Origin of the sequence: Agromyces sp. NPDC058110 (genome assembly GCF_042884735.1) — a bacterium.
Classification (GTDB): domain Bacteria; phylum Actinomycetota; class Actinomycetes; order Actinomycetales; family Microbacteriaceae; genus Agromyces.
In genome coordinates, this window is record NZ_JBHVTI010000005.1 from 382,513 (window position 1) to 406,815 (window position 24,303).

18 protein-coding genes are annotated in these 24,303 nt (G+C 71.8%); 14 read left to right on the plus strand and 4 right to left on the minus strand.

Features of this window, described 5'->3' with window-relative positions; genetic code table 11:
* Positions 1-70: 70 nt before the first annotated feature.
* The 4 genes from ACFVS8_RS14495 to ACFVS8_RS14510 all read left to right on the plus strand — a co-directional run bounded on the left by ACFVS8_RS14495 (position 71) and on the right by ACFVS8_RS14510 (position 3,802).
* The gene (locus tag ACFVS8_RS14495) at positions 71-964 is read left to right on the plus strand and encodes a PhzF family phenazine biosynthesis protein (protein ID WP_387063544.1); all 894 of its coding nucleotides are present in this window, start codon (positions 71-73) and stop codon (positions 962-964) included.
* 86 nt (positions 965-1,050) lie between these two features.
* A complete protein-coding gene (locus tag ACFVS8_RS14500; protein ID WP_387063546.1) occupies positions 1,051-1,653 on the plus strand; it encodes a hypothetical protein in 603 nt (200 codons plus the stop codon).
* Between the two features lie 228 nt (positions 1,654-1,881).
* Positions 1,882-2,871 (plus strand): aldo/keto reductase, encoded by a 990-nt coding sequence (locus ACFVS8_RS14505; protein WP_387063549.1) that lies wholly within the window; start codon positions 1,882-1,884, stop codon positions 2,869-2,871.
* Positions 2,872-2,881: 10 nt separating this feature from the next.
* Positions 2,882-3,802 (plus strand): AEC family transporter, encoded by a 921-nt coding sequence (locus ACFVS8_RS14510; protein ID WP_387063552.1) that lies wholly within the window; start codon positions 2,882-2,884, stop codon positions 3,800-3,802.
* An 8-nt stretch (positions 3,803-3,810) separates the two neighbouring features.
* Here ACFVS8_RS14510 and ACFVS8_RS14515 read toward each other — a convergent pair whose 3' ends face one another.
* Positions 3,811-5,046, minus strand: coding sequence for an MFS transporter (locus tag ACFVS8_RS14515; protein ID WP_387063555.1), 1,236 nt, complete (start codon positions 5,044-5,046; stop codon positions 3,811-3,813).
* A 50-nt stretch (positions 5,047-5,096) separates the two neighbouring features.
* On the opposite strand from ACFVS8_RS14515, the gene ACFVS8_RS14520 reads away from it, so the two are divergent.
* The gene (locus ACFVS8_RS14520; protein ID WP_387063559.1) at positions 5,097-5,615 is read left to right on the plus strand and encodes a gluconokinase; all 519 of its coding nucleotides are present in this window, start codon (positions 5,097-5,099) and stop codon (positions 5,613-5,615) included.
* On the opposite strand, the gene ACFVS8_RS14525 is transcribed toward ACFVS8_RS14520, so the two are convergent.
* Together ACFVS8_RS14525 and ACFVS8_RS14530 are read right to left on the minus strand one after the other, a co-directional pair.
* Positions 5,605-7,872: a hypothetical protein gene (locus ACFVS8_RS14525; protein ID WP_387063562.1), complete on the minus strand. Its 2,268-nt coding sequence runs from the start codon at positions 7,870-7,872 to the stop codon at positions 5,605-5,607. The two genes, ACFVS8_RS14520 and ACFVS8_RS14525, sit on opposite strands and share 11 nt — an antisense overlap.
* 225 nt (positions 7,873-8,097) lie before the next feature.
* Positions 8,098-8,451, minus strand: a complete 354-nt coding sequence (locus ACFVS8_RS14530; protein WP_387063565.1) for a hypothetical protein — start codon at positions 8,449-8,451, stop codon at positions 8,098-8,100.
* A 109-nt stretch (positions 8,452-8,560) separates the two neighbouring features.
* On the opposite strand from ACFVS8_RS14530, the gene ACFVS8_RS14535 reads away from it, so the two are divergent.
* Together ACFVS8_RS14535 and ACFVS8_RS14540 are read left to right on the plus strand one after the other, a co-directional pair.
* Complete coding sequence (locus tag ACFVS8_RS14535) at positions 8,561-9,241, plus strand: TetR/AcrR family transcriptional regulator (RefSeq protein WP_387063568.1); 681 nt, start codon at positions 8,561-8,563, stop codon at positions 9,239-9,241.
* A 213-nt stretch (positions 9,242-9,454) separates the two neighbouring features.
* Positions 9,455-11,995, plus strand: a complete 2,541-nt coding sequence (locus tag ACFVS8_RS14540; RefSeq protein ID WP_387063571.1) for a DEAD/DEAH box helicase — start codon at positions 9,455-9,457, stop codon at positions 11,993-11,995.
* On the opposite strand, the gene ACFVS8_RS14545 is transcribed toward ACFVS8_RS14540, so the two are convergent.
* Positions 11,992-12,999, minus strand: coding sequence for an EamA family transporter (locus ACFVS8_RS14545; RefSeq protein WP_387063574.1), 1,008 nt, complete (start codon positions 12,997-12,999; stop codon positions 11,992-11,994). The genes ACFVS8_RS14540 and ACFVS8_RS14545 overlap by 4 nt on opposite strands.
* A 215-nt stretch (positions 13,000-13,214) precedes the next feature.
* On the opposite strand from ACFVS8_RS14545, the gene ACFVS8_RS14550 reads away from it, so the two are divergent.
* The 7 genes from ACFVS8_RS14550 (at position 13,215) to ACFVS8_RS14580 (ending at position 24,285) form a co-directional block, all read left to right on the plus strand.
* Entirely contained in the window at positions 13,215-14,570 is a 1,356-nt protein-coding gene (locus tag ACFVS8_RS14550; protein WP_387063577.1) for a DUF1254 domain-containing protein, read from the plus strand.
* Between the two features lie 260 nt (positions 14,571-14,830).
* On the plus strand, positions 14,831-19,411 hold the full coding sequence (locus tag ACFVS8_RS14555; RefSeq protein ID WP_387063580.1) for an ExeM/NucH family extracellular endonuclease: 4,581 nt from the start codon (positions 14,831-14,833) through the stop codon (positions 19,409-19,411).
* Between the two features lie 89 nt (positions 19,412-19,500).
* On the plus strand, positions 19,501-20,124 hold the full coding sequence (locus ACFVS8_RS14560; protein WP_387063583.1) for a hypothetical protein: 624 nt from the start codon (positions 19,501-19,503) through the stop codon (positions 20,122-20,124).
* A gap of 175 nt (positions 20,125-20,299) precedes the next feature.
* Positions 20,300-20,995 carry a YcnI family protein gene (locus ACFVS8_RS14565; RefSeq protein WP_387063585.1) on the plus strand — a complete coding sequence of 232 codons (696 nt, stop codon included), beginning with the start codon at positions 20,300-20,302 and terminating at the stop codon, positions 20,993-20,995.
* Positions 20,995-21,624 (plus strand): copper resistance protein CopC, encoded by a 630-nt coding sequence (locus tag ACFVS8_RS14570; RefSeq protein ID WP_387063588.1) that lies wholly within the window; start codon positions 20,995-20,997, stop codon positions 21,622-21,624. Before ACFVS8_RS14565 ends, ACFVS8_RS14570 begins: the two co-directional genes overlap by 1 nt.
* Before the next feature lie 91 nt (positions 21,625-21,715).
* Positions 21,716-23,770: a DNA helicase RecQ gene (gene recQ, locus ACFVS8_RS14575; protein WP_387063590.1), complete on the plus strand. Its 2,055-nt coding sequence runs from the start codon at positions 21,716-21,718 to the stop codon at positions 23,768-23,770.
* A 113-nt stretch (positions 23,771-23,883) separates the two neighbouring features.
* The gene (locus ACFVS8_RS14580) at positions 23,884-24,285 is read left to right on the plus strand and encodes a hypothetical protein (protein ID WP_387063592.1); all 402 of its coding nucleotides are present in this window, start codon (positions 23,884-23,886) and stop codon (positions 24,283-24,285) included.
* Positions 24,286-24,303 lie beyond the last annotated feature (18 nt).

Below are 24,303 nucleotides of genomic sequence, written 5' to 3' on the forward strand. Positions count from 1 at the left end.
GCGGCCCGCTGGCCCGTCGTCGTCGCCGGAAGCCCCGCTCGTGCGCGGCCGGATCGCGTGCGACGATCGGATGGTGACCGAATCGCCCGAGATCCTGCGCTACGCCGCCTTCACCGACCGCCCCGACGGCGGCAACCCCGCGGGCGTCGTGCTCGACGCATCCGGGCTCGGCGACGAGGCCATGCAGCGCATCGCGGCCGAGGTCGACTTCGCCGAGACGGCGTTCGTGACCGGCCGCGACAGCGACGCCTACACGCTGCGCTTCTTCTCGCCGATCGCCGAGGTGCCGTTCTGCGGTCACGCGACCGTCGCGACGGCCGTGGCGATCGCCGAGCGCTCCGCACCCGGTGCCCTAATGTTCCGCACGCCCGTCGGTCCGATCGAGATCGTCACGACTCGTGGGGCCGAGGGTGCGGGCATCGTCGCGGCCTTCACGAGCGTCGGCACCGACCTCGCGGAGCTCGACCCGACGGTGCTCGAGCGCGTGCTCGGGCTGCTCGGCCTCGACGCCGCGGCGCTCTCGACCGAGCTTCCGCCGCGGCTCGCGTTCGCGGGGAACTGGCACCCGGTGCTCGTGCTCGGCGACGCCGAGGCGTTCGACGGTTTCGCGTTCGACCCCGCCGCCGTGCGCGCGCTCATGGACGAGCAGGGGTGGCCCGCGACGATCACGGTGCTGCACCCGATCGACCATGCGGATGCCGCGGCGCCGCGCCGGTTCGAGGCGCGCAACCTGTTCCCCGTCGGCCGCATCACCGAAGATCCCGCGACGGGATCGGCGGCCGCCGCCGTCGGCGGGTACCTCCGTGCGCTCGGCGCGATCTCGGCGCCCGCGCGCGTGGTCGTCGAGCAGGGGCGGCACGTCGGCCGCCCGGGCGAGCTCACGGTCGACATCCCGGTCTCGGGCGGCATCACGGTGAGCGGCGGCGCGACCCCCATCCCGACCGGCGACCGCCCCGTCGGCTGACACGAACGCGCGATCAGCGCCACATCCGTTCGGGGGCATTGCGCGCGGCGGCCTTGGCGACGATCATGAACCGGGGGGATGACTGCATGGGACGACAAGCGCGAGCGACCTGGATCGGCGACGACGGGCTGGCCGCCGTCACGCTCCACCTCGAATCGGCTGGACTCCAGGTGTCGGGCGAACGTCGGGCGAGGCTCCCGCGGGCGGCGATGACGCAGGTGCAGGCGACCGACGGGGTGGTCTCGTTCGTCGCACAGGGCGACACCTATCGGTTCAGGCTGGGGGCCGCAGCCTCCGCGTGGGCCGCCGCGCTGACGACGCCCCCGCCGACGCTCGCCGAGAAGCTCGGCGTCGCGGCGGGCCGCACGATCGCGGTGCACGGCGAGTTACCCGTGGCCGAACTCGAGGCTGCGCTCGCCGAGGCGACGCGCGTGCCGCCGTTCGAGGCCGAGCTCGTGGTCGTGGTCGTGCGCGACGAGCACGAGCTCGCGTCGCTGCCCGTGTGGTTCCGCGAGTGCGGCGTCGCCGCACCGGTCTGGGTCGTGCACGGCAAGGGCCGGCTCACCACGGCCCCCGGCGACAACGCCGTGCGGAGCGCCCTCCGCGAGAGCGGCTGGCGCGACACCAAGGTCAGCGCCATCGCCGACGCGTGGTCGGCCACGAGGTTCCACCCGGCGAAGGCGTCCTGAGCCCCTCCGCGTGAGCCGCCGTCCGGCACCGCGATGACGTGGTGACGCCGGCCGGGTTGACGCCGACGGGTGCGACGCCGCGCTGCGCCGAGAGCGCGGGGCGGATGCCGCGCGCGGGCGTAGGCTCGGAACGCGGCCCGGTCACAGTCCGCCGGAGTTCGGCCGCGGCATCCGTCATCGCACCCGCGCTCGTGCGCACCCCGCGTCATCGCAACCCTGGAGGAACCCATGCAGCGTCGAACCCTCGGACGCACCGGCCGCTCGGTCTCGGTGATCGGCCTCGGCACCTGGCAGCTCGGCGCCGACTGGGGCGACGTCGACGAGGCCGACGCGCTCGCCGTGCTCGACGCCGCACACGGGGCGGGGGTCACGTTCTTCGACACGGCCGACGTGTACGGCGACGGCCGCAGCGAGTCGCTCATCGGCGCGTGGCTGAGCGCGAACCCCGACTCGGGCGTGACCGTCGCGACGAAGATGGGGCGCCGCCTGCCGCAGGAGCACGCGAACTACTCGCCCGAGCACTTCCGCGCGTGGATCGACCGCTCGCGCGCGAACCTCGGGGTCGACACGCTCGACCTCGTGCAGCTGCACTGCCCGCCGACCTCGGTCTACGGCGACGACGCGGTGTTCGACGCGCTCGACGCGCTCGTGGCCGACGGCTCGATCGCCGCATACGGCGTGAGCGTCGAGAAGGTCGACGAGGCCCTCACCGCGATCGCGCGCCCGAACGTGGCGAGCGTGCAGATCATCCTGAACGCGTTCCGGCTGAAGCCGCTCGACGAGGTGCTGCCGGCGGCCGTCGAGGCGGGCGTCGGCATCATCGCCCGCGTGCCCCTCGCGAGCGGCCTGCTCTCGGGCCGCTACACGAACGACACGGTCTTCGCCGCGAACGACCACCGCAACTTCAACCGCCACGGTGAGTCGTTCGACGTGGGCGAGACGTTCTCGGGCGTCGACTACGAGACGGGCGTCGCCGCGGCCGCCGAGTTCACCGAGCTCGCGAAGACGGCGGCCCCCGACGCCACGGCGGCGCAGGTCGCGCTCGCGTGGATCGCGGCGCAGCCGGGCGTCAGCTCGGTGATCCCCGGCGCGCGCAACGTCGACCAGGCGCGTGCGAACGCGGCCGCAGGCTCGCTGGAGCTGCCGGCGTCGTTCGATGCGGCGGTGCACGAGCTCTACGACCGCAGCATCCGCGAACAGGTGCACGCGCGCTGGTGAGCTGCTCCGCGTGATCGGCATCTTCACCGGCTTCGCGGTCATCGCCCTCGCGGTCTTCGTCGGATGGCTCGCTGGGCGGCTCGGCGTGCTCGGACCGAGCGCGCGCCCCGTGCTCGCCCAGCTGAACTTCAACGTGCTCGCGCCGTTCCTGCTCTTCTCGGTGCTCGCGACGGCCGACGTGAAGTCGCTCTTCTCGGTGCTGCTGCCGGTCTCGGCGATCGTCGCGGTCGCGATCATGGCGGTGTTCGCGACGGTGTCGCTCCTCGTGTGGCGGCGCGGGGCGGCGCGCACGGTCATCGGCTCGCTCGCCTCCGGCTACGTGAACGGCAACAACTTCGGCATCCCGATCGCGGTCTACATGCTGGGGGATGCCGCGTACTCGGCGCCGATCGTGCTGCTGCAGCTGCTCGTGTTCGTGCCGATCGCGCTGTCGGTGCTCGGGGCGAGCGTCGAGGGCCGCACCTCGGCCGGCATGATCCTCCGCACGACGTTCGGCAACCCGATCATCATCGGCTCCCTGCTCGGCGTGCTCGTCGCGGTCACGGGCATCGAGCTGCCGCCCGTCGTGCTCGATCCGATCGAGTTGATCGGGCATGCCGCCGTGCCGCTCATGCTCATCGCCTACGGGCTCTCGCTGCACGGCCAGCGCCTGCTCGAACCCGGCACCGGCCGACGCGACGTGCTGCTCGCGTCGGCGCTGAAGCTCGTGGCGATGCCGCTCGCGGCCTGGGCGCTCGGCCGCTTCGTGTTCGGGCTCGACGGCATCGACCTCTACGCCGTGACCGTGCTCGCGGCCCTGCCCACGGCGCAGAACGTGTTCGTGTTCGCGCAGCGCTACGACACTGCCGAGATCGTCGCGCGCGACACGGTGTTCATCACGACGATCGGGTCGGTTCCGGTGCTGCTGACGGTGGCGCTGCTGCTCGGCTGACGGTGCGCTCAGCCGGCGGGCGCGGGCTCCGGTGCCGTGACGACCCGCCGGCGCGCCTGCGACGCGACCGAGAAGCTGACGACCGCGACGACGGCGATCACGAGCATCGCGTCGCGCGCGCCGACCTGGCTCGCGAGGAGCCCGAGCAGCGGGGGAGCCGCGAGCGACGAGACGGTCGAGAACGAGGTCACGACGGCGACGCGCGGGCCGGCGTGCGCCGGATCGTCGGAGGCCGCCGAGATGGCGATCGGGTTGCCGAGCGCTGCGCCGCAGCCCCACAGCAGCACGCCGATCCACGCCGTCGCGAGGCTCGGCGAGAAGACGAAGAGGAGCACCCCGGTGAACGTCGCGACGCCCGAGACGCGCAGCACGGCGACGCGGCCGAAGCGGTCGATGAGCGGCGTGCCGAGGAAGCGGAACACGGTCATCGCGGAGACGAACGTGCCGTAGGCGAGCGCGCCGGCCGCCTCCGGCGTGCCGAACCCGTCGACGACCGCGAGCGAGAGCCACGTCGTCGCCGTGCCCTCGGCGAGCGAGGCGGCGAGCAGCACGACGCCGAGCAGCAGCGTGCGGGGCTCGAGCCAGGCTCCGAGGGCCTGCTTCATCGCCCCGCGGTTGCGGTGCTTCGTCGCCGACGCCGAGACCGAACCCGTCCCGGTCGTCACGGGCACGTGCAGGGTGAGCGCCGTGGCCTGGCGGAACAGCGCGAGGCGCGTGATCGTCACCGCGGTCAGCACCACCAGGATCTGCACCGTGATCGACACGTGCAGGGCGGCGAAGCCGGCGCCGACGAGGGCGCCGAGCGCCGCGCCGATCGAGAAGCACGCGTGGAAGTGCGGCAGGATCGCCCTGGCGATGCGCCGTTCGACCTCGGCCGCGTTCATGTTGATCGGCACGTTCACGAGGGCCCCGCAGAAGCCGTTGACGAATGCGCCGGCGATGAAGAACCGCACGTCGCCGGTCGCGGTGGCGAAGGCGATGGAGCCGAAGCCGATCACGTTGCCGACCGTGCCGGCGAGCAGCGCCGCGCGGCTGCCGAACCGGGCGACGATCACCCCGATGGTGAGCGCCCCGGTGAGCGAGCCGAGCCCGCCGACCACCAGGAGCCCGCCGAGCTGGGCCGCGTTCACGCCGAGCGCCTCCCGGATCGAGGGCATGCGGCTGAGCCACGACGACATGACGAGCCCGAACAGCGCGAATTGCACCAGCAGCGACCAGCGGGCGGCCCGCACTTCGTTCGACATGGTAAAGAATCCTGCCAGTAATCCGGATGCTTCGCGGGCAAGATGGTGGGATGACCCCCTCCGCGCCGCTCATCGTCGTCATGGGCGTTTCCGCCGTCGGCAAGTCCACGATCGGCTCGGGCGTCGCCGAGCGCCTCGGCGTGCCGTTCCGCGACGCCGACGACCTGCACCCCGCGGCGAACGTCGAGAAGATGCGCACCGGAACCCCGCTCGACGACGACGACCGGTGGCCCTGGCTCGACATCGTCGGCGCCGAGATGCAGCACGCCGCGGCATCCGGACTCGTGATGGCGTGCTCGGCGCTGCGCCGCGCCTACCGCGACCGGCTGCGCGCGCAGGCGCCCACGATCGCGTTCGTGCACCTGCACGCCGACGACGCCGTGCTCGCCGCCCGCGCCGCCGGCCGCACCGGGCACTTCATGCCGCCCAGCCTGCTCGCCTCCCAGCTCGCGACGCTCGAGCCGCTCGGCGATGACGAGCTCGGGCTCCTGGTCGACGTCGACGCCACCATCGACGAGATCGTCGATCGCGCGGTCACCGAGCTCGAGGGTCTCGGCATCACGCCGTGACGGCGGGCTCCGGCGCGGCAGGAGCGACTTCTTCGGCCGGAGATGCAGCGGCAGCTGCCGTTGCCGCGGTCGCGGCTGCTGCCGCAACCATCGCGGCCGCATCGCGCTGCAGCTCGGGCCAGCCGTGGAACGATCGCGCCCACAGCCTCGCCCACCACCCCTGAGGGTCGAGCTGCTTCTGCCGGTCCTGCAGCGCCCGCTTGTAGGCGTCGCTCGCTCGGGCCGCACTGAGCGACATGGGCTGTTCGGCCGGGTCGGTGACGATGCTGTTCACCTTGTCACTCGTGCGGGGCGGCACGATCACGGGTGCCGGGGCGAAGCGCGCCTCGAGCCAGGCGAACGCCGTGAAGATCACGAAGACGGCCCCGATGCCGAGCTTCCACCAGAGGTCGTCGGGGAGGAGCGGATCGATCGTGAACCACACCACGACCGAGGCGCTGGCGACGTAGAGCAGCCGGGGGATGCTCGTGAGCGCGAGCCACCAGCCCACCGGAAGCGGGCAGCGATCCCAGATCAGCGTGCGCTCGATGTACCCGGTGACGACCTGGTTGAGCCAGATGAGCAGCGCCGCCACGAGCACGGAGGCGAAGAACCATCCCCATCCGGTGAGCATCCCGCCCTCGTGCAGGAACCCGACACCGGTCGTGTCGGGCGCGGCCGCATCGCCGTTGAAGAGGTCGCCGATCCAGGCGAACCAGCCGGCGACCGTCGTCACGACCGAGGCGAAGAACTCCGAGGCGGCCGGCAGGCCGGGCAGCAGGGCGGCGATGATCACCGCGGCGATCATGTTCGTACCGAGCGACTTCTTGTTGATGACGTTGAGTCGGTTCTCGATGTACGCCAGTTCCCTCGGCGGCCCCGCGAGGTCGGGGCCGAGCAGGTTGCGCACCGTGGGTTCGACGACCTGCAACGTGTTCGTGAAGTAGTACGTGTGGTCGAAGATCGGCTGGCTCACATTGTGCACGGCGTGTTCCTCGGGGCCGCACGCCTTGTCCTGGGGCCGGGGGAAGTACGCGGCCCGCCAGCGCTGACGCGCGTCGCCGGGGGTGTCGCCGATCGGCCCGGCCGAGAACGGATCCCAGATCGCCCAGTGGTTCGCCCACTCGACCGGGCGGTCGCCCGTGCGGCGCCCGACCCAGTTCTTCACGGGCGTGTACGAATCGAGCCGACCGTGCCACTTCTCCCGCCCCAGCAGGTTGACCGCCGCGCCGACGGTCGTGAGCTGGCGCACGTTGTAGGAGGTCGGATCCATCTCCTCGAACAGCGTGTACGTCGAGACGGCCGCACCCTGCGAATGCGCGAACACGTGCACGTCGCCGTCGCCGACGAGCGCCTTCGCCCTGATGATCGCATTGCGCACGACGAGTCGCATCGCACTCGCCCTGACCGGGGTCTCCTTCCAGGCGGTGACGTCTCCGATCGAGTTCGCGACGCCCTGGATGATGTCGCCGGCCGCCTTCTTGATGGCCGGGATCAGCAGCAGCGGCACGACCAGCGGCAGGATCGGCGTGAGCACGACGGCCAGCAGGACGGTTCCCGCCGCGACGGGTACGTACACCGCGAACCCCAGGATGAGGCGGATCGCATCGAAGACCGCCGTGAGCGCATGCGACTTCAGGGCGAGGCGCGTGCTCGGCATGTGCGGGTGCTCGAGCAGGGTGTACCACGGCAGCAGCACCATCGTCGCCCAGAACAGGCGGAGCATGCGGGTGACCGCCCGCCACATGAACGGCGCCGCCCACCGGAAGATCTGCGAGTTGCTGAGCGGGACGAACGACACCGCCCAGCGCGCCTCGACGATCGCGACGCGCTTCGTGACGGACTCGACGGGTCCGATCGGGGTGCCGTCGGCGGCGATCGGGCGCTGCTTCGGGTACTTCACCGTCGCGCCGACGATCGGCTCGTCGCCCGCGAGGTCGGACGATTCGAGTTCGACTCCGTAGCTGTCGTCGGCGCCGTAGACGCGGTCGCGCGTGATCCAGTCCATGCGGGCGAGCAGCGGCTCGGCCCATTCGAGCAGGATCTGGCTCTTGTACGCCTCGCCCATGCCGTGCACGACGACGAGCGCGACGTCGTACGCGGCGGGGGCCTCGGTCGGTTCGGCTGCGGGCTTCGCCTGGTCGGCCGCCGCGGTGTCGAGTGCGTCAACCTCGGCCGCGGTGGCGCCGGCGTCGGCGGCTCCGCCCGCGCGTGCGCCGTCGCCTGACGCCTCCTCCTCGACGGGTGCGGGGGGTTCGGGGAGCGGTACGAGACGCATGGCAGCCTCCGGGGCTCGCGGGCGCGATCGGTGCGGGTCGATCCGAAACTAGCGCTGCGCGTAGGGGGCGACAAGGGAGATCCGCGGATTTCCGGGCCTGCACTGACCTCCCGTTCGGGTGACGGATGCCGCAGGCGGCCGTTCAGGCGATCGACGACGGATGCCGCGGGCGGCCGTTCGCGCGTCGGTGGCACGGCGGTGGCGCGCGCCGCGGGCGGCCGACCGTCAGCCGCGGCGCGCGGCGCGGCGGCGCGCGAGGCCGCCGTGCGCCTTGAGCAGCTGCGGCACCACGAGGTACACCGCCAGCGGCACGACGACGATCGTGAGCACCAGGGCACGGAGCACCGGCGGCCACTGCTCGGCGACGGGAGCGATGAGCGAGAGCCCGACCGTGACGAGCGGGAAGATCGCGATCCAGGTGAGCAGGGCTCGCACGTGGATCGAGGGCGGCGCGACCGGCGCGGCCGCGGTCGTCGTGGTCGAGGTCGTCGGAGTCGCGGTGGCGGCGGTCGAGGTCGCGCCGGCCGAGGTCGCCCCGGCGGCGGTGGTGCCGGGAGTGAGGTTCTGCGTTGCAGTCATGTGAGGTCTCCTTCGCCAACCGAATGGTTGGTTCCAACTGAATGGTTGCTATTGAAGCACTCGGGAGGATGTTCTGCAACTATTCAGTTGGAATCGCTAGACTCGCACCATGGCGTGGGACACCGAACGCACGAAGCGGCTGCTGCTCGAGGCGGCGACAGCCGAGTTCAGCGAGCACGGACTCGCGGGCGCGCGCGTCGACCGCATCGCCGCGGCCGCGGGTGTGAACAAGGAGCGCATCTACCAGTACTTCGGCAAGAAGGACGACCTGTTCGCCGCAGTGCTCGCCGCGCAGCTGCGCGAGTCGATGGACGCGGTGACCATGTACGGCGAGGGGCCCGAGGCCGCGGGCGACTACGCCGGGCGGCTCTTCGACCACCACCTCGCCGACGGGGTCATCCCGCGCCTCGTCTTCTGGGAGGGCCTCGAACGCGCCGAGCTCGCGGCGGCCGACCAGGCGCGCGCCGACTACCACCGCACGAAGGTCGAGCGCTTCCGGCAGATGCTGCCGGGCATCGACCACGAGGGCGCCGGCGAGCTCCTGCTGACGCTCGTCTCGCTCGTGAACGCCTGGCCGGTGCTCTCGCACCTCGACGCGCTCATGGTCGGCGGCGGCACTGTGGGCGGCGACCCCCGCGGCGACCGCGCAGGCGCCGACTCCTCCGGCGGCGACCGCGCCGGTGCCGGTCGCGCCGAATCCCGCACGGCCGCCCGCCGGGCCGTGCTCGTGCGCACGATCGAGGTGCTGGCACGCGACGCGCAGTCGCGCACGACGACTGCCCGCGCGTGAGCGCGACGGACTCGGGAACCGCACAGTCGGATCTCAGGGTTGTCCCTGAGGCGCGGCATCCGAGGCCCTTCTAGGTTTGAACCGATCGCACGACGCGGACCGCAGGGGGAACTGTCACCGCGGTGCGATCGCGAGCCGGCCGGCTCCCCGCCCGAAACGCGGAGCAGGCCGGCTCCCCCTTTTCCGGGGCCGATCATGCGGCAGACTCGAGGGATGACCCAGTCCCTGCTCGAGCGTGCGCCGCGCCCCTACGACGCCGACGCCATGTACATCGCGTTCGTCGACTGGGCCGAGAGCCGCGGCCTCGAGCTCTACCCCGCGCAGGACGAAGCGGTCATCGAGATCGTCTCGGGCGCGAACCTGATCCTCTCGACGCCGACCGGCACCGGCAAGTCGCTCGTCGCGGTCGCCGCGCACGCGGCATCCGTCGCCGCCGGAGGCCGCACCTACTACACCGCGCCGATCAAGGCGCTCGTGAGCGAGAAGTTCTTCCAGCTCGCCGAGATCTTCGGCGCCGCGAACGTGGGCATGGTCACGGGTGACAGCTCGGTCAACCCCGACGCCCCGATCATCTGCTGCACGGCCGAGATCCTCGCGAACCTCGCGCTGCGCCACGGCGCCGACGCCGACGTCGACCAGGTCGTCATGGACGAGTTCCACTACTACGGCGACCCCGACCGGGGCTGGGCGTGGCAGGTGCCGCTGCTGCTGCTCCCGCGCGCGCAGTTCGTGCTCATGTCGGCGACGCTCGGCGACGTCACCGCCATCGCCGAAGACCTCACCAGGCGCACCGGCCGCCCGACGGCGCGCGTGACGGGCGTCGAGCGCCCGGTGCCGCTGCACTACTCGTACGCGAAGACCCCGGTGCAGGAGACCGTCGAGGACCTGCTCGGCACGCGTCAGGCGCCCGTCTACATCGTGCACTTCTCGCAGGCGGCGGCCATGGAGCGCGCGCAGGCGCTCTCGTCGATCCGCGTGGTCACGCGCGAGCAGCGCGACGAGATCGCCGAGGCCATCGGCGGTTTCCGCTTCACGACCGCGTTCGGCAAGACGCTCTCGCGCCTCGTGCGTGCGGGCATCGGCGTGCACCACGCCGGCATGCTGCCGCGTTACCGCCGCCTCGTCGAGACGCTGGCGCAGCGCGGCCTGCTGCGCGTGATCTGCGGCACCGACACCCTCGGCGTCGGCATCAACGTGCCCATCCGCTCGGTGCTCATCACCGCGCTGACGAAGTTCGACGGCCAGAAGATGCGGCAGCTCAGCGCACGGGAGTTCCACCAGATCGCCGGTCGCGCGGGGCGGGCGGGCTACGACACCGCCGGCACCGTCGTCGTGCTCGCACCCGAGCACGAGATCGAGAACGAGGTCGCCGTGCGCAAGGCGGGCGACGACGCCAAGAAGCTCAAGCGCATCGTGCGCAAGAAGGCGCCGGCCGGGCAGATCACGTGGGGCGAGGCATCCTTCGACCGGCTCGTCGCGGCCGAGCCCGAGCCGCTCGTGCCGCAGCTGAAGCTCACCGCGGCCATGCTCATCAACGTGATCGGTCGCGGCGGCGACGTCGTCGGAGACATCCGCTCGCTCGTCTTCGACAACCACGAGGCGCGCGCGCGTCGCTTCGAGCTCGCCCGCCGTGCGCTCGAGATCCTGCGCACTCTCGCCGACGCGGGCGTCGTCGAACTGACGGCGGATGCCGCGGCCGGCCCGCTCGGCGTCCGGGTCGCCCTCACGGTCGACCTGCAGCCCAACTTCGCGCTGAACCAGCCGCTGTCGCCGTTCGCGCTCGCCGCGATCGACCTGCTCGACCCCGAGGCCGCGCCCGGCACCGGCATCGGAACGGGCCACTACGCGCTCGACGTCGTGAGCATCATCGAGTCGACGCTCGACGACCCGAGGCCGATCCTGTCGCAGCAGCAGTTCAAGGCCCGCGGCGAGGCCGTCGCCGCGATGAAGCAGGACGGCATCGAGTACGACCAGCGCATGGAACTGCTCGAAGAGGTCACCTGGCCGAAGCCGCTCGACGAGCTGCTCGCGCAGGCCTTCGAGACCTTCGCGTCGAGCCAGCCCTGGGTGCGCGACTTCGAGCTCTCGCCGAAGTCGGTCGTGCGCGACATGTTCGAGCGGAGCATGTCGTTCGGGGAATACGTCTCGTTCTACCAGCTCGCCCGCAGCGAGGGGCTCGTGCTGCGCTACCTCTCCGACGCGTTCCGGGCCGTGCGCCAGACCGTGCCGAACGACGCGAAGACCGAGGAGCTGCTCGACCTCATCGAGTGGCTCGGCGAGCTCGTGCGGCAGGTCGACTCGAGCCTCGTCGACGAGTGGAACGAGCTCGTCGACCCGAACGCGCACCTGCCGGAGGACGAGGCGGCCGTGGTGCCGCCCGCCCCGCCGTCGGTCGTCGCGAACCGGCGCGCGTTCACGGTGCTCGTGCGCAACGAGCTGTTCCGGCGCGTGCAGTTCGCTGCGCTCGAGCGCGACGACGAGCTCGCCGAGCTCGACCCCGACGTCGGCTGGCCCGACGTGCTCGACCGGTACTTCGACGAGCACGACGAGATCGGCACCGGGGCGGCCGCCCGCTCGCCGCAGCTGGTCGTCATCGACGAGACGGATGCCGCGGCCGGGCTCTGGCGCGTCGAGCAGGTCATCGACGATCCCGCGGGCGACCACGACTGGCGCATCCGCGCCGAGGTCGATCTCGAGGCCTCGGCGGAGGAGGGCACGGCCGTCCTGCGCGTGACCGAGGTCGTGCGGCTCTAGGCCAGCGCGAGCATGGCCGCCGCGGTGAGCGCCAGCACGAGGCCCGCCCACTGCACGGGTGCGATGCGCTCGCGCAGCACGAGGGCCGCGAGCAGGATCGTGCCGGCCGGATACATCGCCCCGAGCACGGCCGCGATCGAGAGGTCCCCTGCCCGGATACCGAACAGCAGCAGCGCGTTCGCCGTCGCGTCGACCAGGCCGCAGGCCACGGCGAGGCGGATGCCGGTGGCGGTCGCTGAGCGATCGGCCCGCGGCATCCGCTCGCCTTCGAGCCCGTCGGCACCCGCTTCGACGCCTCCGCCGGAACGCCCGTCGGCAGACTCGCCTGCGGGGTTGGCGGCGAGCGACTGGATCACGCTGCCCGCGTCGACTCCGACGACGTCGCGGGCGCGCCGCGCACGCAGCGCAGCGAGAATCGCCACGACGGCGACCGCCATGAACATGAGCGCCGCGTTGACGCCGCGGTTCAGGATGAGGGGCACGATGCCCGACTCGTCGCTCGTCTGGTCGATCGCGATGTAGAAGCCGCCGATGGCCGCACCCGAGCCGACCGCCATGACGATGCCGCGAAGCGACGGTCGAACCGCCCCGCGCTCGGGCACGAACCCCACGAGCACGACGGCGACGAGCGCGAGGCCGAGCCCCCAGTACCCGGTCGGGTCGAATCGCTCGCCGGCGAAGACGAGCCCGTAGAGCACGGGCACGATCGCCGAGACCACGGCCGTCGTCGGCGAGAGGATGCTCATCGGCCCGATCGCGAGGCACGCGTAGAGCAGCGCGATGCCGATGCACCCGACCACGCCTGAGATCGCGCCCCACAGCACGTCGTGAACGCTCCACTCGCCGCCGAGCAGCGGCAGCGCGAGGAACAGCAGCACGACCCCCGCCAGCGCGGCGACGGCGGTCGCGAGCAACGCGCTGATGCGCTTCGCGGCGAGCCCGCCCAGGAAGTCGGCGGCGCCGAACACGAGCGCGCCCGTGAGCGAGAAGACGGCGGTGAGCATGAGGCTCCATCGTAGCGACGGACGAGTCGCCGATCGCGGGCGGATGCCCGGCCGAGGGGCACGCCGAGGACACGGCGAAGGCACGGCGACGGCACGCCGAGGGCACACCCCGAGGGAACGGCCTCGGCACGCCGAGGGAACCTCGGTCTTCCGCCCGGGCCGCCCGCGCCGGTAGCGTCGGTCGGGGTTCGACGACGCTCTGGGGGATGGACGACATGACCGATTCGCACGAGACCGCGGTGCCCGCCGGCGCCGCCCTGGTGACCGAGGCCTACCTGTACGGGTTCCCGCTGGTCTTCAACCTCGATCAGGTCGCCCGATACGTCGAGACCGGCGTCGGTGCGAACCCGGCCGCCCCGTTCAACTCGTTCAGCCACGCGCGCACGCTCGCCGGGCCGGAGGACACGTTCGTCACGATCAACAACGACACCGTCTACTCGATGGCCTCGCTCGACCTCAGCGTGGGCCCGGTCGCCCTGCACGTGCCCGACACCGCCGGGCGCTACTACGTGCTGCAGTTCGTCGACGCGTGGACCGACAACTTCGCGTACGTGGGGCATCGCGCGACGGGCACGGGCGAGGGGGACTTCCTGCTCGTACCGCCGGGCTGGCAGGGCGAGGCGCCCACGGGGCACGCCGTGATCCGGTTCCCGACGGTCGTCGCCTCGATCGTCGGTCGATGGGCGGTGGCGGGTGACGACGACCTCCCGACCGTGCATGCGCTGCAGGATGCCACCACGCTCACGCCGCTGGACCCCGCTGCGACGCCGGTCGGGCTGGCGCCGGTGGACCCGACCGTCCCCGACGAGCTCGTCTTCCTCGAGAAGCTCCGCATCTGGTCGCAGCAGTTCCCTCCGGCCGAGCGGGACGTGCCGGTGCAGCATGCGTTCGCCCCGCTCGGGCTGACCGCCGATGGGGCCTCGCCGTTCGCCGCGCTTCCGGCGGACGAGGTGTCGGCGCTCGCTTCGGAGCTCGAGCACGCGCGCGGCGTGCTCGAGCAGGGACTGCGATCGGGCAGCAGCCCGACGCAGAACGGCTGGAAGCTCACCTTCCATGCCTTCGACTACAACCTCGACTTCTTCGAGGTGGGCGCGCTCGACGACCGGCGATTCAAGATCGCCGACCCGAAGCAGCGCATCGTCGAGCGCGCGGCTGCGGCGCTCGGCGGGCTCTGGGGCAACCACGCCTACGAGGCGGCGTACATCATGACCTTCCTCGATGATCGCGGTGACCGACTGACCGGGTCGAACACGTACACCCTGCGACTGCATCCGACTCCGCCCGTCTCCGCCTTCTGGTCGTTGACGATGTACTCGGTGCCCGAGTACTACCTCGTCGCCAATCCGATCGATCGCTACTCGATCGGCGACCGCACCCCGGGCGTGGTGCTCGACGACGACGGCGGGCTCACGATCACGATCAGTCACGAGCGCCCGACCGATGCCGAGGCCGCTGCGAACTGGCTGCCGTGCCCGGCCGGCGAGTTCCGGCCGGTCCTGCGCATGTACGAGCCGGATCCGACGATTCTCGAGGGTGGATACGAGTTCCCGGCAATCATGCGCACTTCCTGAGCGCCGGTCCGCGAGCGCGATCATACCCTGCCGAATCTCGCAAGAGCTTCCTGCGAATCTGCTCATCTGAGCACCCGGAATCGGGCTGACCGCTCGCATGCGCGGCCATCTGTGAACTGCACGTGAAATCGGACGAATGGCTCGCCCCAACCCCTTGGCAGAGCCCTCAGCCGCCTCATAGGCTCGCGCCGTATGCCCCCGACCCAGGGGACATGCTGACGCGTCGTCAGCCGCGGCGCGACACGACTCAGGGGAGTGTCATGCAGGGTGATCGAAGGATCCATCGCCTGTCTGCCGCCGCGGTGACCGCCGCGGGTGCATTGCTCGTCGGGATGCTGGGGGCGCCGCCGGCGTTCGCCGCGACCGACGGCTCGGGCGTCGTCATCAACGAGGTCTACGCGCGGGGCGGCAGTGCCAACCAGCCGTTCGCGAACAAGTTCGTCGAGCTGTACAACCCGACGGACTCCGCGGTCTCGCTCGCGGGCTGGTCGCTGCAATACCGTTCGGCGACGGGCACCGGCGCGGCGTCCGGCGTCGGGGCGCTGAGCGGCTCGATCCCGGCCAAGGGGTACTTCCTGGTCGGCATGAACAGCAACGGACCCACGGGCGCAGCCCTGCCCACCCCCGACGTCACGACGACCCTCGCTCCGAGCGGAACGACCGGCTCGATCTTCCTCGCGAACGTCGCCACCGCCGTCAACCCCGGCACCGGTTCGATCGTGAACGCCCCGAACGTCGTCGACTTCGTCGGCTACGGCGGGTCGAACAGCTTCGAGGGCGCGCTGGTCGTCTACGGCGACGGCGTGGTCGCGCCCGCGAACAACGTTGCCGGCAGCATCAGCCGCACGGGCGGCGTCGACACCGACAGCAATGCGGCCGACTTCGCCTTCAGCGCCACCCCCACCCCGCAGAACTCGGGCGGCGGGTCCGTCGACCCCGAGCCCGAGCCGCTCGAGGCGACCATCGCCGAGGTGCAGGGCGACGCGGCCGACAGCCCCCTCGTCGGCGAGACCGTGACCGTGCAGGGCGTCATCACCGCCGACTACCGCACCGGCGGGTACAACGGCGTGACCATCCAGACCCCCGGCCCCGACACGACGCCCGGCGTCTCCGACGGCGTCTTCGTCTTCGGCATGCCCGCGGTCGGCGCGGTCGGCGACCTGGTGCAGGTCACCGGCGAGGTCAGCGAGTACTTCGGCCTCACCGAGATCACGGTGACGGATGCCGCGGACGCCGAGGTCGTGGCGGCCGGCGCCGGCGTGCCCGACGCCCAGCCGCTGCCCGACACGCTCGTCGGCTCCGACCGCGAGGCGCTCGAGAGCATGCTCGTCGCACCGAGCGGCACCTACCTGCTGTCGAGCACGCACGAGGTCTACAACTACGGCTCGCTGTGGATGGCCGCCGGCAGCTCGCTGCCGGTCAAGAGCACCGAGCAGGTCGACGCCGGCGCCGACGCGAATGCCATCGCCGCAGCCAACCGCGGCAAGCTGCTGATCCTCGACGACGGATGGAACGCCGCCGTGACCTCTGCAGGGCACCCGGCCGACCAGCCGTACCTGACGAAGGACCAGGTCGTGCGCAACGGCGACCGCGTGATCCTGCCCACGACGCCGTACGTGCTGAGCTACGGCTTCGACGCGTGGCGCCTGCAGCCGACCGCTCCGATCGACAGCACCAGCCCGGCCTCGGTGAAGCCGACGTTCGAGACGCTCAACCCCCGTGTCGAGACCGCGCCCGAGGTGGGCGGCGACATCCAGGTCGGCGTCTTCAACGTGCTGAACTACTTCACGACCCTCTCGAGCGAGAACTCCAACGCCCGCGGCGCAGCCACGGCCGAGGAGTTCGCACTGCAGGAGACGAAGATCGTGAAGGCGATCACGGCGCTGAACGCCGAGGTCGTCGCCCTCCAGGAGATCGAGAACTCGTTCAAGCTGGGCGAGGCCCGCGACGAGGCGACCGCGACGCTCGTGGCCGCGCTCAACGAGGCCGAGGGCTCCGACGTGTGGGCGTTCGTCCCGACGCCGGCCGTGCTCACCGCAGCCACGACCGACTTCATCCAGAGCGCCATCATCTACCGCACCGATGCCGTCACCCCCAAGGGCGACGCGCAGACCGTGGTCGACGAGAGCGTCTGGGGCAACGCCCGCGAGCCGATCGGCCAGGTCTTCGAGCTGCCGAACGGCAACGACTTCTCGGTCGTCGCCAACCACTTCAAGTCGAAGAGCGGATCGGGCACGCAGCCCGCAGACGGCCAGGGCTTCTTCAACGCCGACCGCGTCGCGCAGGCGCAGTCGCTCCTGACGCTCGCCGACTCGCTCGCCGACGAGGCGGGCGAGGTGTTCCTGCTCGGCGACTTCAACTCGTACGCCGAAGAGGACCCGATCCAGGTGCTCACCGAGGCCGGCTACAGCGACCTGCTGCCCGACCTCACCGACGACCAGTACACCTACACGTTCGACGGCGAGCTCGGCTCGCTCGACCACGCGCTCGGCAACGCCGCGGCCGTGCAGGGCGTGACCGGCATCGGCCGCTGGGCGATCAACTCGCCCGAGTGGAGCGACCGCCAGTACGAGAACGGCTCGCCCGACGACTCGGTCTTCCGCTCGAGCGACCACGACCCCCAGGTCATCGGCCTCGACAGCTCGAAGCTCACCGACGTGGTCGACATCAGCGTGATGACGATCAACGACTTCCACGGTCGCATCGAGCAGGCCTTCCCGTCGGGAGGTGCTGCAGTGCTCGCGGGCGCAGCCGACTGGGTGCGCGCGCAGAACCCGAACACGGTCTTCGCGGCCGCCGGCGACCTCATCGGCGCCTCGACGTTCACGTCGTTCATCCAGCAGGACACGCCGACGATCGAGTCGTTGAACGCGGCGGGCCTCGACGTGAGCGCCGCGGGCAACCACGAGTTCGACCGCGGATGGGCCGACCTGCGCGACCGCGTGCAGAGCGAGGCGGACTTCGAGTACATCAGCTCGAACGTCTTCCTCAAGGGCACGAACACCACCGCGCTCGCGCCGTACTACACGAAGGAGCTCGAGGGCGTGACCGTCGGCTTCATCGGCGCCGTCACCGAGGACCTGCCGTCGCTCGTGAGCCCCGGCGGCATCACCGAGCTCGACGTGCGACCCATCGTGGAGTCGGTGAACACGCAGGCCGAGAACCTCACCGACGGCGACCCCGCCAACGGCGAGGCCGACGTGCTGATCCTGCTGGTGCACGAGGGCGCCGCGACCGTCGCGATCGACGCCGCGACCGACAACTCGGTGTTCGGCAAGCTCGTCGCGGGCATCGACCCCTCGGTCGACGCGATCGTCTCGGCGCACACCCACCTTGCGTACAACCACGTCGTCGACGGCCGCCCGGTCGTCTCCGCGGGGCAGTACGGCGAGCAGTTCGGGCTCATGCAGATCCGCTTCGACCCGACCACCGATGAGCTCGTCTCGATCTCGAACGAGCTGAAGCCGCTCACCACGCCGGCGCAGGTCGGGCCGCCTCCGGTTCCGGCGAAGGCCAACTACCCTGCCGACCCCGAGGTCGCAGCCATCGTCGCGAAGGCGAAGGCGGATGCCGCGGGTCCGGGTTCGGTCAAGCTCGGCGACATCACGGCCGACTTCAACCGGGCGCGCGAGGCGAACAACGCCGAGGCGCGCGGTGCGGAGTCCACGCTCGGCAACTTCGTCGCCGACGTGCAGCTCTGGGCCGCCAAGCAGGACGGCGCCGCCGACATCGCGTTCATGAACCCGGGCGGCCTCCGCACCGACCTCAAGTTCGCGACGAACACCGACGGCACGCCGAAGGCCCAGCCGGGCGCGGTCACGTACGCCGAGGCGGCGTCCGTGCAGCCGTTCGCGAACACGCTGTTCACGCAGACCCTCACGGGCGCGCAGATCAAGCAGGTGTTCGAGGAGCAGTGGCAGCCGGCCGGGGCGGCGCGACCGTTCCTGAAGCTCGGAGTCAGCAAGGGTCTCGAGGTCGTCTACGACCCCACGGCCGCTGCGGGGTCGCGAGTCGCCCACATCTCGCTCGACGGGGTCGAACTCGACCCGGCCGGCGAGTACCGGGTGGTCGTGAACTCGTTCCTCGCCACGGGTGGAGACAACTTCTTCACCCTCGGCAAGGGCACCGGGCGTGTCGACACCGGCAAGGTCGACCTCCAGGCGATGGTCGACTGGTTCGCGGCGAACAAGACCGCGACTCCCGATGTCGCCCAGCGCTCGGTCGGCCTGGTGCTGCCCGCGCCCGCCGACGGCACCGCGTACCAGCGCGGCGAGTCGTTCGACATCGCGATGAGCTCGCTCGACTTCAGCACCAACGAGGTCGCGGCGGGCCAGGTCACGGTCTCGATCGGCGGCATCGCCGTCGGCACCGCGCCCGTCGACCGCACGCCGGTCGCCACGACCGACGAGGGCGGCCGCGCCACGCTCACGGTCACGGTTCCCGAGGGCGTCAGCGGTGCGACGGCGCTCGAGATCGCGGTGGCGTCGACCGGCACCAGCGTGAGCGTGCCGATCACGGTCGAAGACGAGGAGGTGCCGCCCACGCCGGTCTCGACGATCACCGTCGGCGCACCTACCTCGCTCCTCGTCCGTGCCGGCGGCTCGGTCACGTACAAGGCGCAGGTGTTCGCCACCGACGGGTCGAAGCCGGTCGGCACGGTCTCGGTGTTCGACGGGTCGAAGCTCGTCGCCACGGTCGACCTCACGGCGGCGAAGAACGGTCGCGTGAGCGTCACCGTTCCGAAGCTGTCGCGCGGCCCGCACCTGCTGCGTGCCGAGTTCGACGGAACCGAGCCGTACACCGACTCGCGGATGTTCTCGATCCCCGTTCTGGCCTGGTGAACCGACGGAGGGCGGCGGGCCTCGTGCCCGCCGCCCTTCGGCGTGCCGGGGGCCGTTCCTCGCGGCGGCCCTCGTCTAGGCTGGTGCGCATGACTTCGAGATGGGGCCGCGTCGCGCGCGGCGGCGTGATCGCCGCGTTCGCGACCTTCGTGGCCGCCGTCTCGCACACGGTCGGCGGCGGTGAGGCGCCCGGTGCGCTCGCCGTCGGACTGTCGTTCGCCTTCTCGCTCCTGCTCTGCATCGGCGTCGTCGGCACCCGGCTGTCGACGGGGCGCACGATCGTCGCGGTCTCGATCGCGCAGTTCGCACTGCACGCGCTCTACTCGGTGCAGGGCGCGAGCGGCGCCGGCGGCGCGGCGGCCCAGGGCGCCGCTGGCGGCATGCACCACCACGCATCGCTCGAGCTCGCGGTCGGCGCGGCATCCGTCTCGCCCTTCTCCTACGACCCGTCGATGCTGGCCACCCACGTGGTCGCCGTGGTCGTCACGGTGCTGGCGATCCGCCGCGGCGATGCAGCGCTCCGGGCGGCGTTCCGTGCGGGCGCGCTGGCCGTGGCCTCCGTGCTCCCCTCGATGCCGGCGCTCGAGGTGCACGCACCGCGTGCAGGCGCCGACCGAGTCGCGCGCTTCATCGAGCCGCGCCCGCTCGCCGGGCTGCTCCTCCTCTCCGTGATGCGGCACCGCGGGCCGCCGCAGGGGTTCGTCGTCGCCTGACGCCGTCCGGCGTCTCGACGTCTCCTTTCGGCGTCCCAGACGCCCCGACGTCGCGCGACGCCGTCGGCACGGCCTGCACACCGCATCCGCCGGGCTCGACGGCTCCGAACCACACCTGTACCGCGCCCGCCGTGATCGGCGTACCGGCGCACCCCACGAAGAGGAATCCCCTGCCATGACCATCCGTACCGCACGCACCGTCGCCGTCACCTCGACCGCCCTCGCCGCAGGCGCCCTGCTCGCGCTCGGCGCGCCCCTGGCCGCGAGCGCCCACGTCACGGTGACCCCGACCGACACCGCCGCCGGCAGTTACAGCGTGCTGACCTTCTCGGTCGGCCACGGCTGCGACGGCTCGCCCACCACGAGCCTCACGGTCGACATCCCCGACGAGATCGAGTCGGTCACGCCCACCGTCAACCCGAACTGGACCATCGAGAAGGTCGCCGACGGCGAGCGCACGAGCCAGGTCGTCTACACGGCGATCACCCCGCTCGCCGACGGCTACCGCGACACCATCGCGCTGCAGATGCCGCTGCCGGAGGATGCCGCGGGCACGACGCTCGTGTTCCCGGTGCTCCAGACCTGCGAGACCGGCGAGACGGACTGGAGCGAGCCGATGGTCGAGGGCGAGGCAGAACCCGAGCACCCCGCGCCGAGCATCACGGTGACCGAGGCGGTCGCGGGCGGCCACCACGGCGGCTCGGCCGACGAGGCTGCCGAGGGCGACGAGCACGAGCACGAGGCGGATGCCGCGGCCGACGCGGACTCGAGCGACACCGTCGCCCGCGTGCTCGGCATCGGCGGCCTCGCGGTCGGCGTCGTCGGACTCGTCGTCGCCCTGACCGCTCGCCGCCCCCGCAAGGACGCGTGATGCGGGCCGTGCGCCGCACTCGCGGCGTGCTCGGCGCGGCGCTCGTCGTCGCGGCCTCCGCGCTGTTCGTGACGGCGCCGGCCCTGTCGGCGTCGGCGCACAACTCGGTCGTCTCGACGACGCCCGCCGAGGGCGAGGTCGTCACTGCGCAGCCCGGCGAGGTGTCGCTCACGACGAACGACGCGCTGCTCGACCTCGGCACGGGCGCCGCCCTGCTCGTCGAGGGGCCCGACGGCCTCTTCTACGGCGACGGCTGCGCGGCGATCGACGGGGCGACGGCGTCGTCGTCGGTCGTGCTGGGCGAGGCGGGCACGTACACCGTGATCTGGCAGGTCGTCTCGACCGACGGCCACCCGATCTCGGGGGAGTGGACCTTCGACTGGCAACCGGCCGACGGCACCGAGCTCGGCACCGGCACCGACGCCCCGGCGTGCGGCGGCGACGCCTCCGGTGCTGCCGACCCCGCGGCCGGCGAGTCGTCCGACGAGGCGCAGACCGACGGGGCGGATGCCGCGGCATCCGGTTCGACCGACCTGCTCTGGCTCGGGGCCGGCGTCGTCGTGGCGCTCGTGGCGGGCGTCGCAACGTGGCTCGTGGTGCGCCGCAGGCACGGCGACGACCAGGACTGACGGCACGGCCGCGGACCAGGCATCCGGTGCCGGGTCCGCGGCCTGAGGACGGATCGGCTCACCCGTCGGGGGTGCTCGTTACACTCGACGGGTGAGCCGCAACCCCGAACCCGACCCCTACGACGGCGTGCCCTGGCCGCTCGACGAGCTCGCACCGCCGGCCGACGAGTGGGCCCCGCCGGCCGACGACGACTGGGCGCCTCCGGTCGACGAGGGGTTCCGTGCCGCAGGCGGTTCCCCAGCGGCGTCCGCTCGGCACGCCTCCGCTCGGCCGGTCTCGGTCGGGGCGGGCCCGCGCGGCACGGCGCCCGCGCGGTTCGCGAGCGCCGAGGAGGCGCTCCACACGGTCTTCGGCTACGACAGCTTCCGCGGCGAGCAGGCCGACATCATCGCGCAGGTCGCGGGCGGCGGTGATGCGGTCGTGCTCATGCCCACCGGTGGCGGCAAGAGCCTCTGCTACCAGATCCCCGCGCTGCTGCGCGAGGGCACGGGCATCGTCGTGTCGCCGCTCATCGCGCTCATGCACGACCAGGTCGACGCCCTGCAGCGCAACGGCGTGCGGGCGGCCTACCTCAACTCGAGCCAGCAGTCGTTCGAGCGAGCCGAGGTCGAGCGGGCCTACCTCGCGGGCGAGCTCGACTTGCTGTACATCGCACCAGAGCGGCTGAGCTCCGAGCCGGTCAAGCGGTTCCTCCAGCAGGGCACGGTCGCGCTGTTCGCCATCGACGAGGCGCACTGCGTGGCCCAGTGGGGGCACGACTTCCGCCCCGACTACCTCGCGCTCTCCGAGCTGGTCGAGCGGTGGCCCGACGTGCCGCGAATCGCGCTCACCGCGACCGCCACCGAGACGACCCACCGCGAGATCACCTCGCGGCTGTCGCTCGAGGGCGCGAGGCACTTCGTCTCGAGCTTCGACCGGCCCAACATCCAGTACCGCATCGCCCCCAAGTCCGAGGTGCGCAAGCAGCTGCTCGACTTCGTGCGCACCGAGGGCGTCGACGCCGACGGCACGCCGGTCGCGGGCATCGTCTACGCGCTCTCGCGGGCGAGCACCGAGAAGATCGCGGGGTTCCTCGCCCAGAACGGCGTCAACGCCCTGCCGTACCACGCAGGTCTCGATGCCGAGGTCCGTCGCCGCACGCAGGAGCGCTTCCTCCGCGAAGACGGCGTCGTCGTGGTGGCGACGATCGCGTTCGGCATGGGCATCGACAAGCCCGACGTGCGCTTCGTCGCCCACGTCGACCTGCCGAAGTCGGTCGAGGGGTACTACCAGGAGACGGGGCGCGCGGGCCGCGACGGCCGCCCGGCCACGACGTGGCTGGCCTACGGGCTGCAAGACGTCGTGCAGCAGCGGCGCATGATCGACGAGAGCCCCGGCGACCTCGCGCACCGGCGGCGCATGGCGGCGCACCTCGACGCGATGCTCGCGCTCTGCGAGACCGTGCAATGTCGCAGGCAGAACCTGCTCGCCTACTTCGGCGAGCCGAGCTCGCCGTGCGGCAACTGCGACACGTGCCTCGAACCGCCGACGGCGCTCGACGGCACGGTGCCCGCGCAGAAGCTCATGTCGACGATCGTGCGGCTCGAGCGCGAACGACGCCAGCGCTACGGCGCCGGCCACCTCATCGACATCCTCCGCGGCAAGCCGACGCCTCGGGTCACGCAGTACGGCCACGATTCGCTCACGACCTGGGGCATCGGCGCCGACGTCTCCGAGCAGCAGTGGCGCGGCATCGTGCGCCAGCTGCTCGCGCAGGGGCTGCTCGCGACCCACGGCGAATACGGCACGCTCACCGTGACCGAGTCGGGCAACGAGGTGCTCGCGGGCACGCGTGCGGTGATGCTGCGGGCCGAGCCCGAGCGGGCCGGTTCGCGACGCGGACCCAAGGCCGCCTCGGCCGCCGCCGACCTCAGCCCCGACGACGCCGAGCTGTTCGAGGCGCTGCGCGCCTGGCGCGGCGCCGAGGCCCGAGAGCAGGGCGTGCCCGCGTACATCGTCTTCGGCGATGCGACGCTGCGTGCCGTCGCCACCGAGCGCCCCCGCTCGGTCGCCGGCCTCGACGGCATCTCGGGCATCGGCGCGAAGAAGCGCGAAGCCTACGGCGAGGCGCTCGTCGCCGTCGTCGACGCGCACCTCTCGCGCTGACCCGGCCGCCCGCGGGCGCCGCGTCCACGACATCCGCCCGTTCGCGTCGTCGGCTCGCTACGATCATCGTGGAGCCGGGTCCTCGACCTGCGGCCTGGCGGAGGGGGTCCACCATGTCGCAGCACACCGCTCGCCCGGCCGGCGTCACGATCGTCGCCGTCATCGCCTGGATCTCGGGGGCGATCGACATCGTCGTCGGCACGATCCTGTTCTTCCAGGCCAGTGCCATCGCGATCGCCCCGCAGTGGGGCGGTGCGGGCACCGTCTACACGTCGGCGATCGTGTCGATCATCCTCGGCCTGATCACGGTGATCGTCGCGGGCGGCCTGCTCCGCGGCAACACCGCCGCCCGGCTCATCATCACGGTCGTGCAGGTGCTCTCGATCATCTCGTCGCTGTTCGTCGCAGTCGCCAACATGGGCAACCCGGTCGGCGAGTGGCTGAGCATCCTCGTGTCGTTCATCGCCCTGATGTTCCTCTGGTCGAAGCGCGCGAGTGCCTTCTTCAACAGCTGACTCGGGCCGCCACGACCG

Coding starts and splice junctions, on each gene's coding strand:
- ACFVS8_RS14495 (WP_387063544.1), top strand. CDS start 71: ATGGTGACCGAATCGCCCGAGATCCTGCGCTACGCCGCCTTCACCGAC.
- ACFVS8_RS14500 (WP_387063546.1), top strand. CDS start 1,051: ATGGGACGACAAGCGCGAGCGACCTGGATCGGCGACGACGGGCTGGCC.
- ACFVS8_RS14505 (WP_387063549.1), top strand. CDS start 1,882: ATGCAGCGTCGAACCCTCGGACGCACCGGCCGCTCGGTCTCGGTGATC.
- ACFVS8_RS14515 (WP_387063555.1), bottom strand. CDS start 5,046: ATGTCGAACGAAGTGCGGGCCGCCCGCTGGTCGCTGCTGGTGCAATTC.
- ACFVS8_RS14520 (WP_387063559.1), top strand. CDS start 5,097: ATGACCCCCTCCGCGCCGCTCATCGTCGTCATGGGCGTTTCCGCCGTC.
- ACFVS8_RS14525 (WP_387063562.1), bottom strand. CDS start 7,872: ATGCGTCTCGTACCGCTCCCCGAACCCCCCGCACCCGTCGAGGAGGAG.
- ACFVS8_RS14530 (WP_387063565.1), bottom strand. CDS start 8,451: ATGACTGCAACGCAGAACCTCACTCCCGGCACCACCGCCGCCGGGGCG.
- ACFVS8_RS14535 (WP_387063568.1), top strand. CDS start 8,561: ATGGCGTGGGACACCGAACGCACGAAGCGGCTGCTGCTCGAGGCGGCG.
- ACFVS8_RS14540 (WP_387063571.1), top strand. CDS start 9,455: ATGACCCAGTCCCTGCTCGAGCGTGCGCCGCGCCCCTACGACGCCGAC.
- ACFVS8_RS14545 (WP_387063574.1), bottom strand. CDS start 12,999: ATGCTCACCGCCGTCTTCTCGCTCACGGGCGCGCTCGTGTTCGGCGCC.
- ACFVS8_RS14550 (WP_387063577.1), top strand. CDS start 13,215: ATGACCGATTCGCACGAGACCGCGGTGCCCGCCGGCGCCGCCCTGGTG.
- ACFVS8_RS14555 (WP_387063580.1), top strand. CDS start 14,831: ATGCAGGGTGATCGAAGGATCCATCGCCTGTCTGCCGCCGCGGTGACC.
- ACFVS8_RS14560 (WP_387063583.1), top strand. CDS start 19,501: ATGACTTCGAGATGGGGCCGCGTCGCGCGCGGCGGCGTGATCGCCGCG.
- ACFVS8_RS14565 (WP_387063585.1), top strand. CDS start 20,300: ATGACCATCCGTACCGCACGCACCGTCGCCGTCACCTCGACCGCCCTC.
- ACFVS8_RS14570 (WP_387063588.1), top strand. CDS start 20,995: ATGCGGGCCGTGCGCCGCACTCGCGGCGTGCTCGGCGCGGCGCTCGTC.
- ACFVS8_RS14580 (WP_387063592.1), top strand. CDS start 23,884: ATGTCGCAGCACACCGCTCGCCCGGCCGGCGTCACGATCGTCGCCGTC.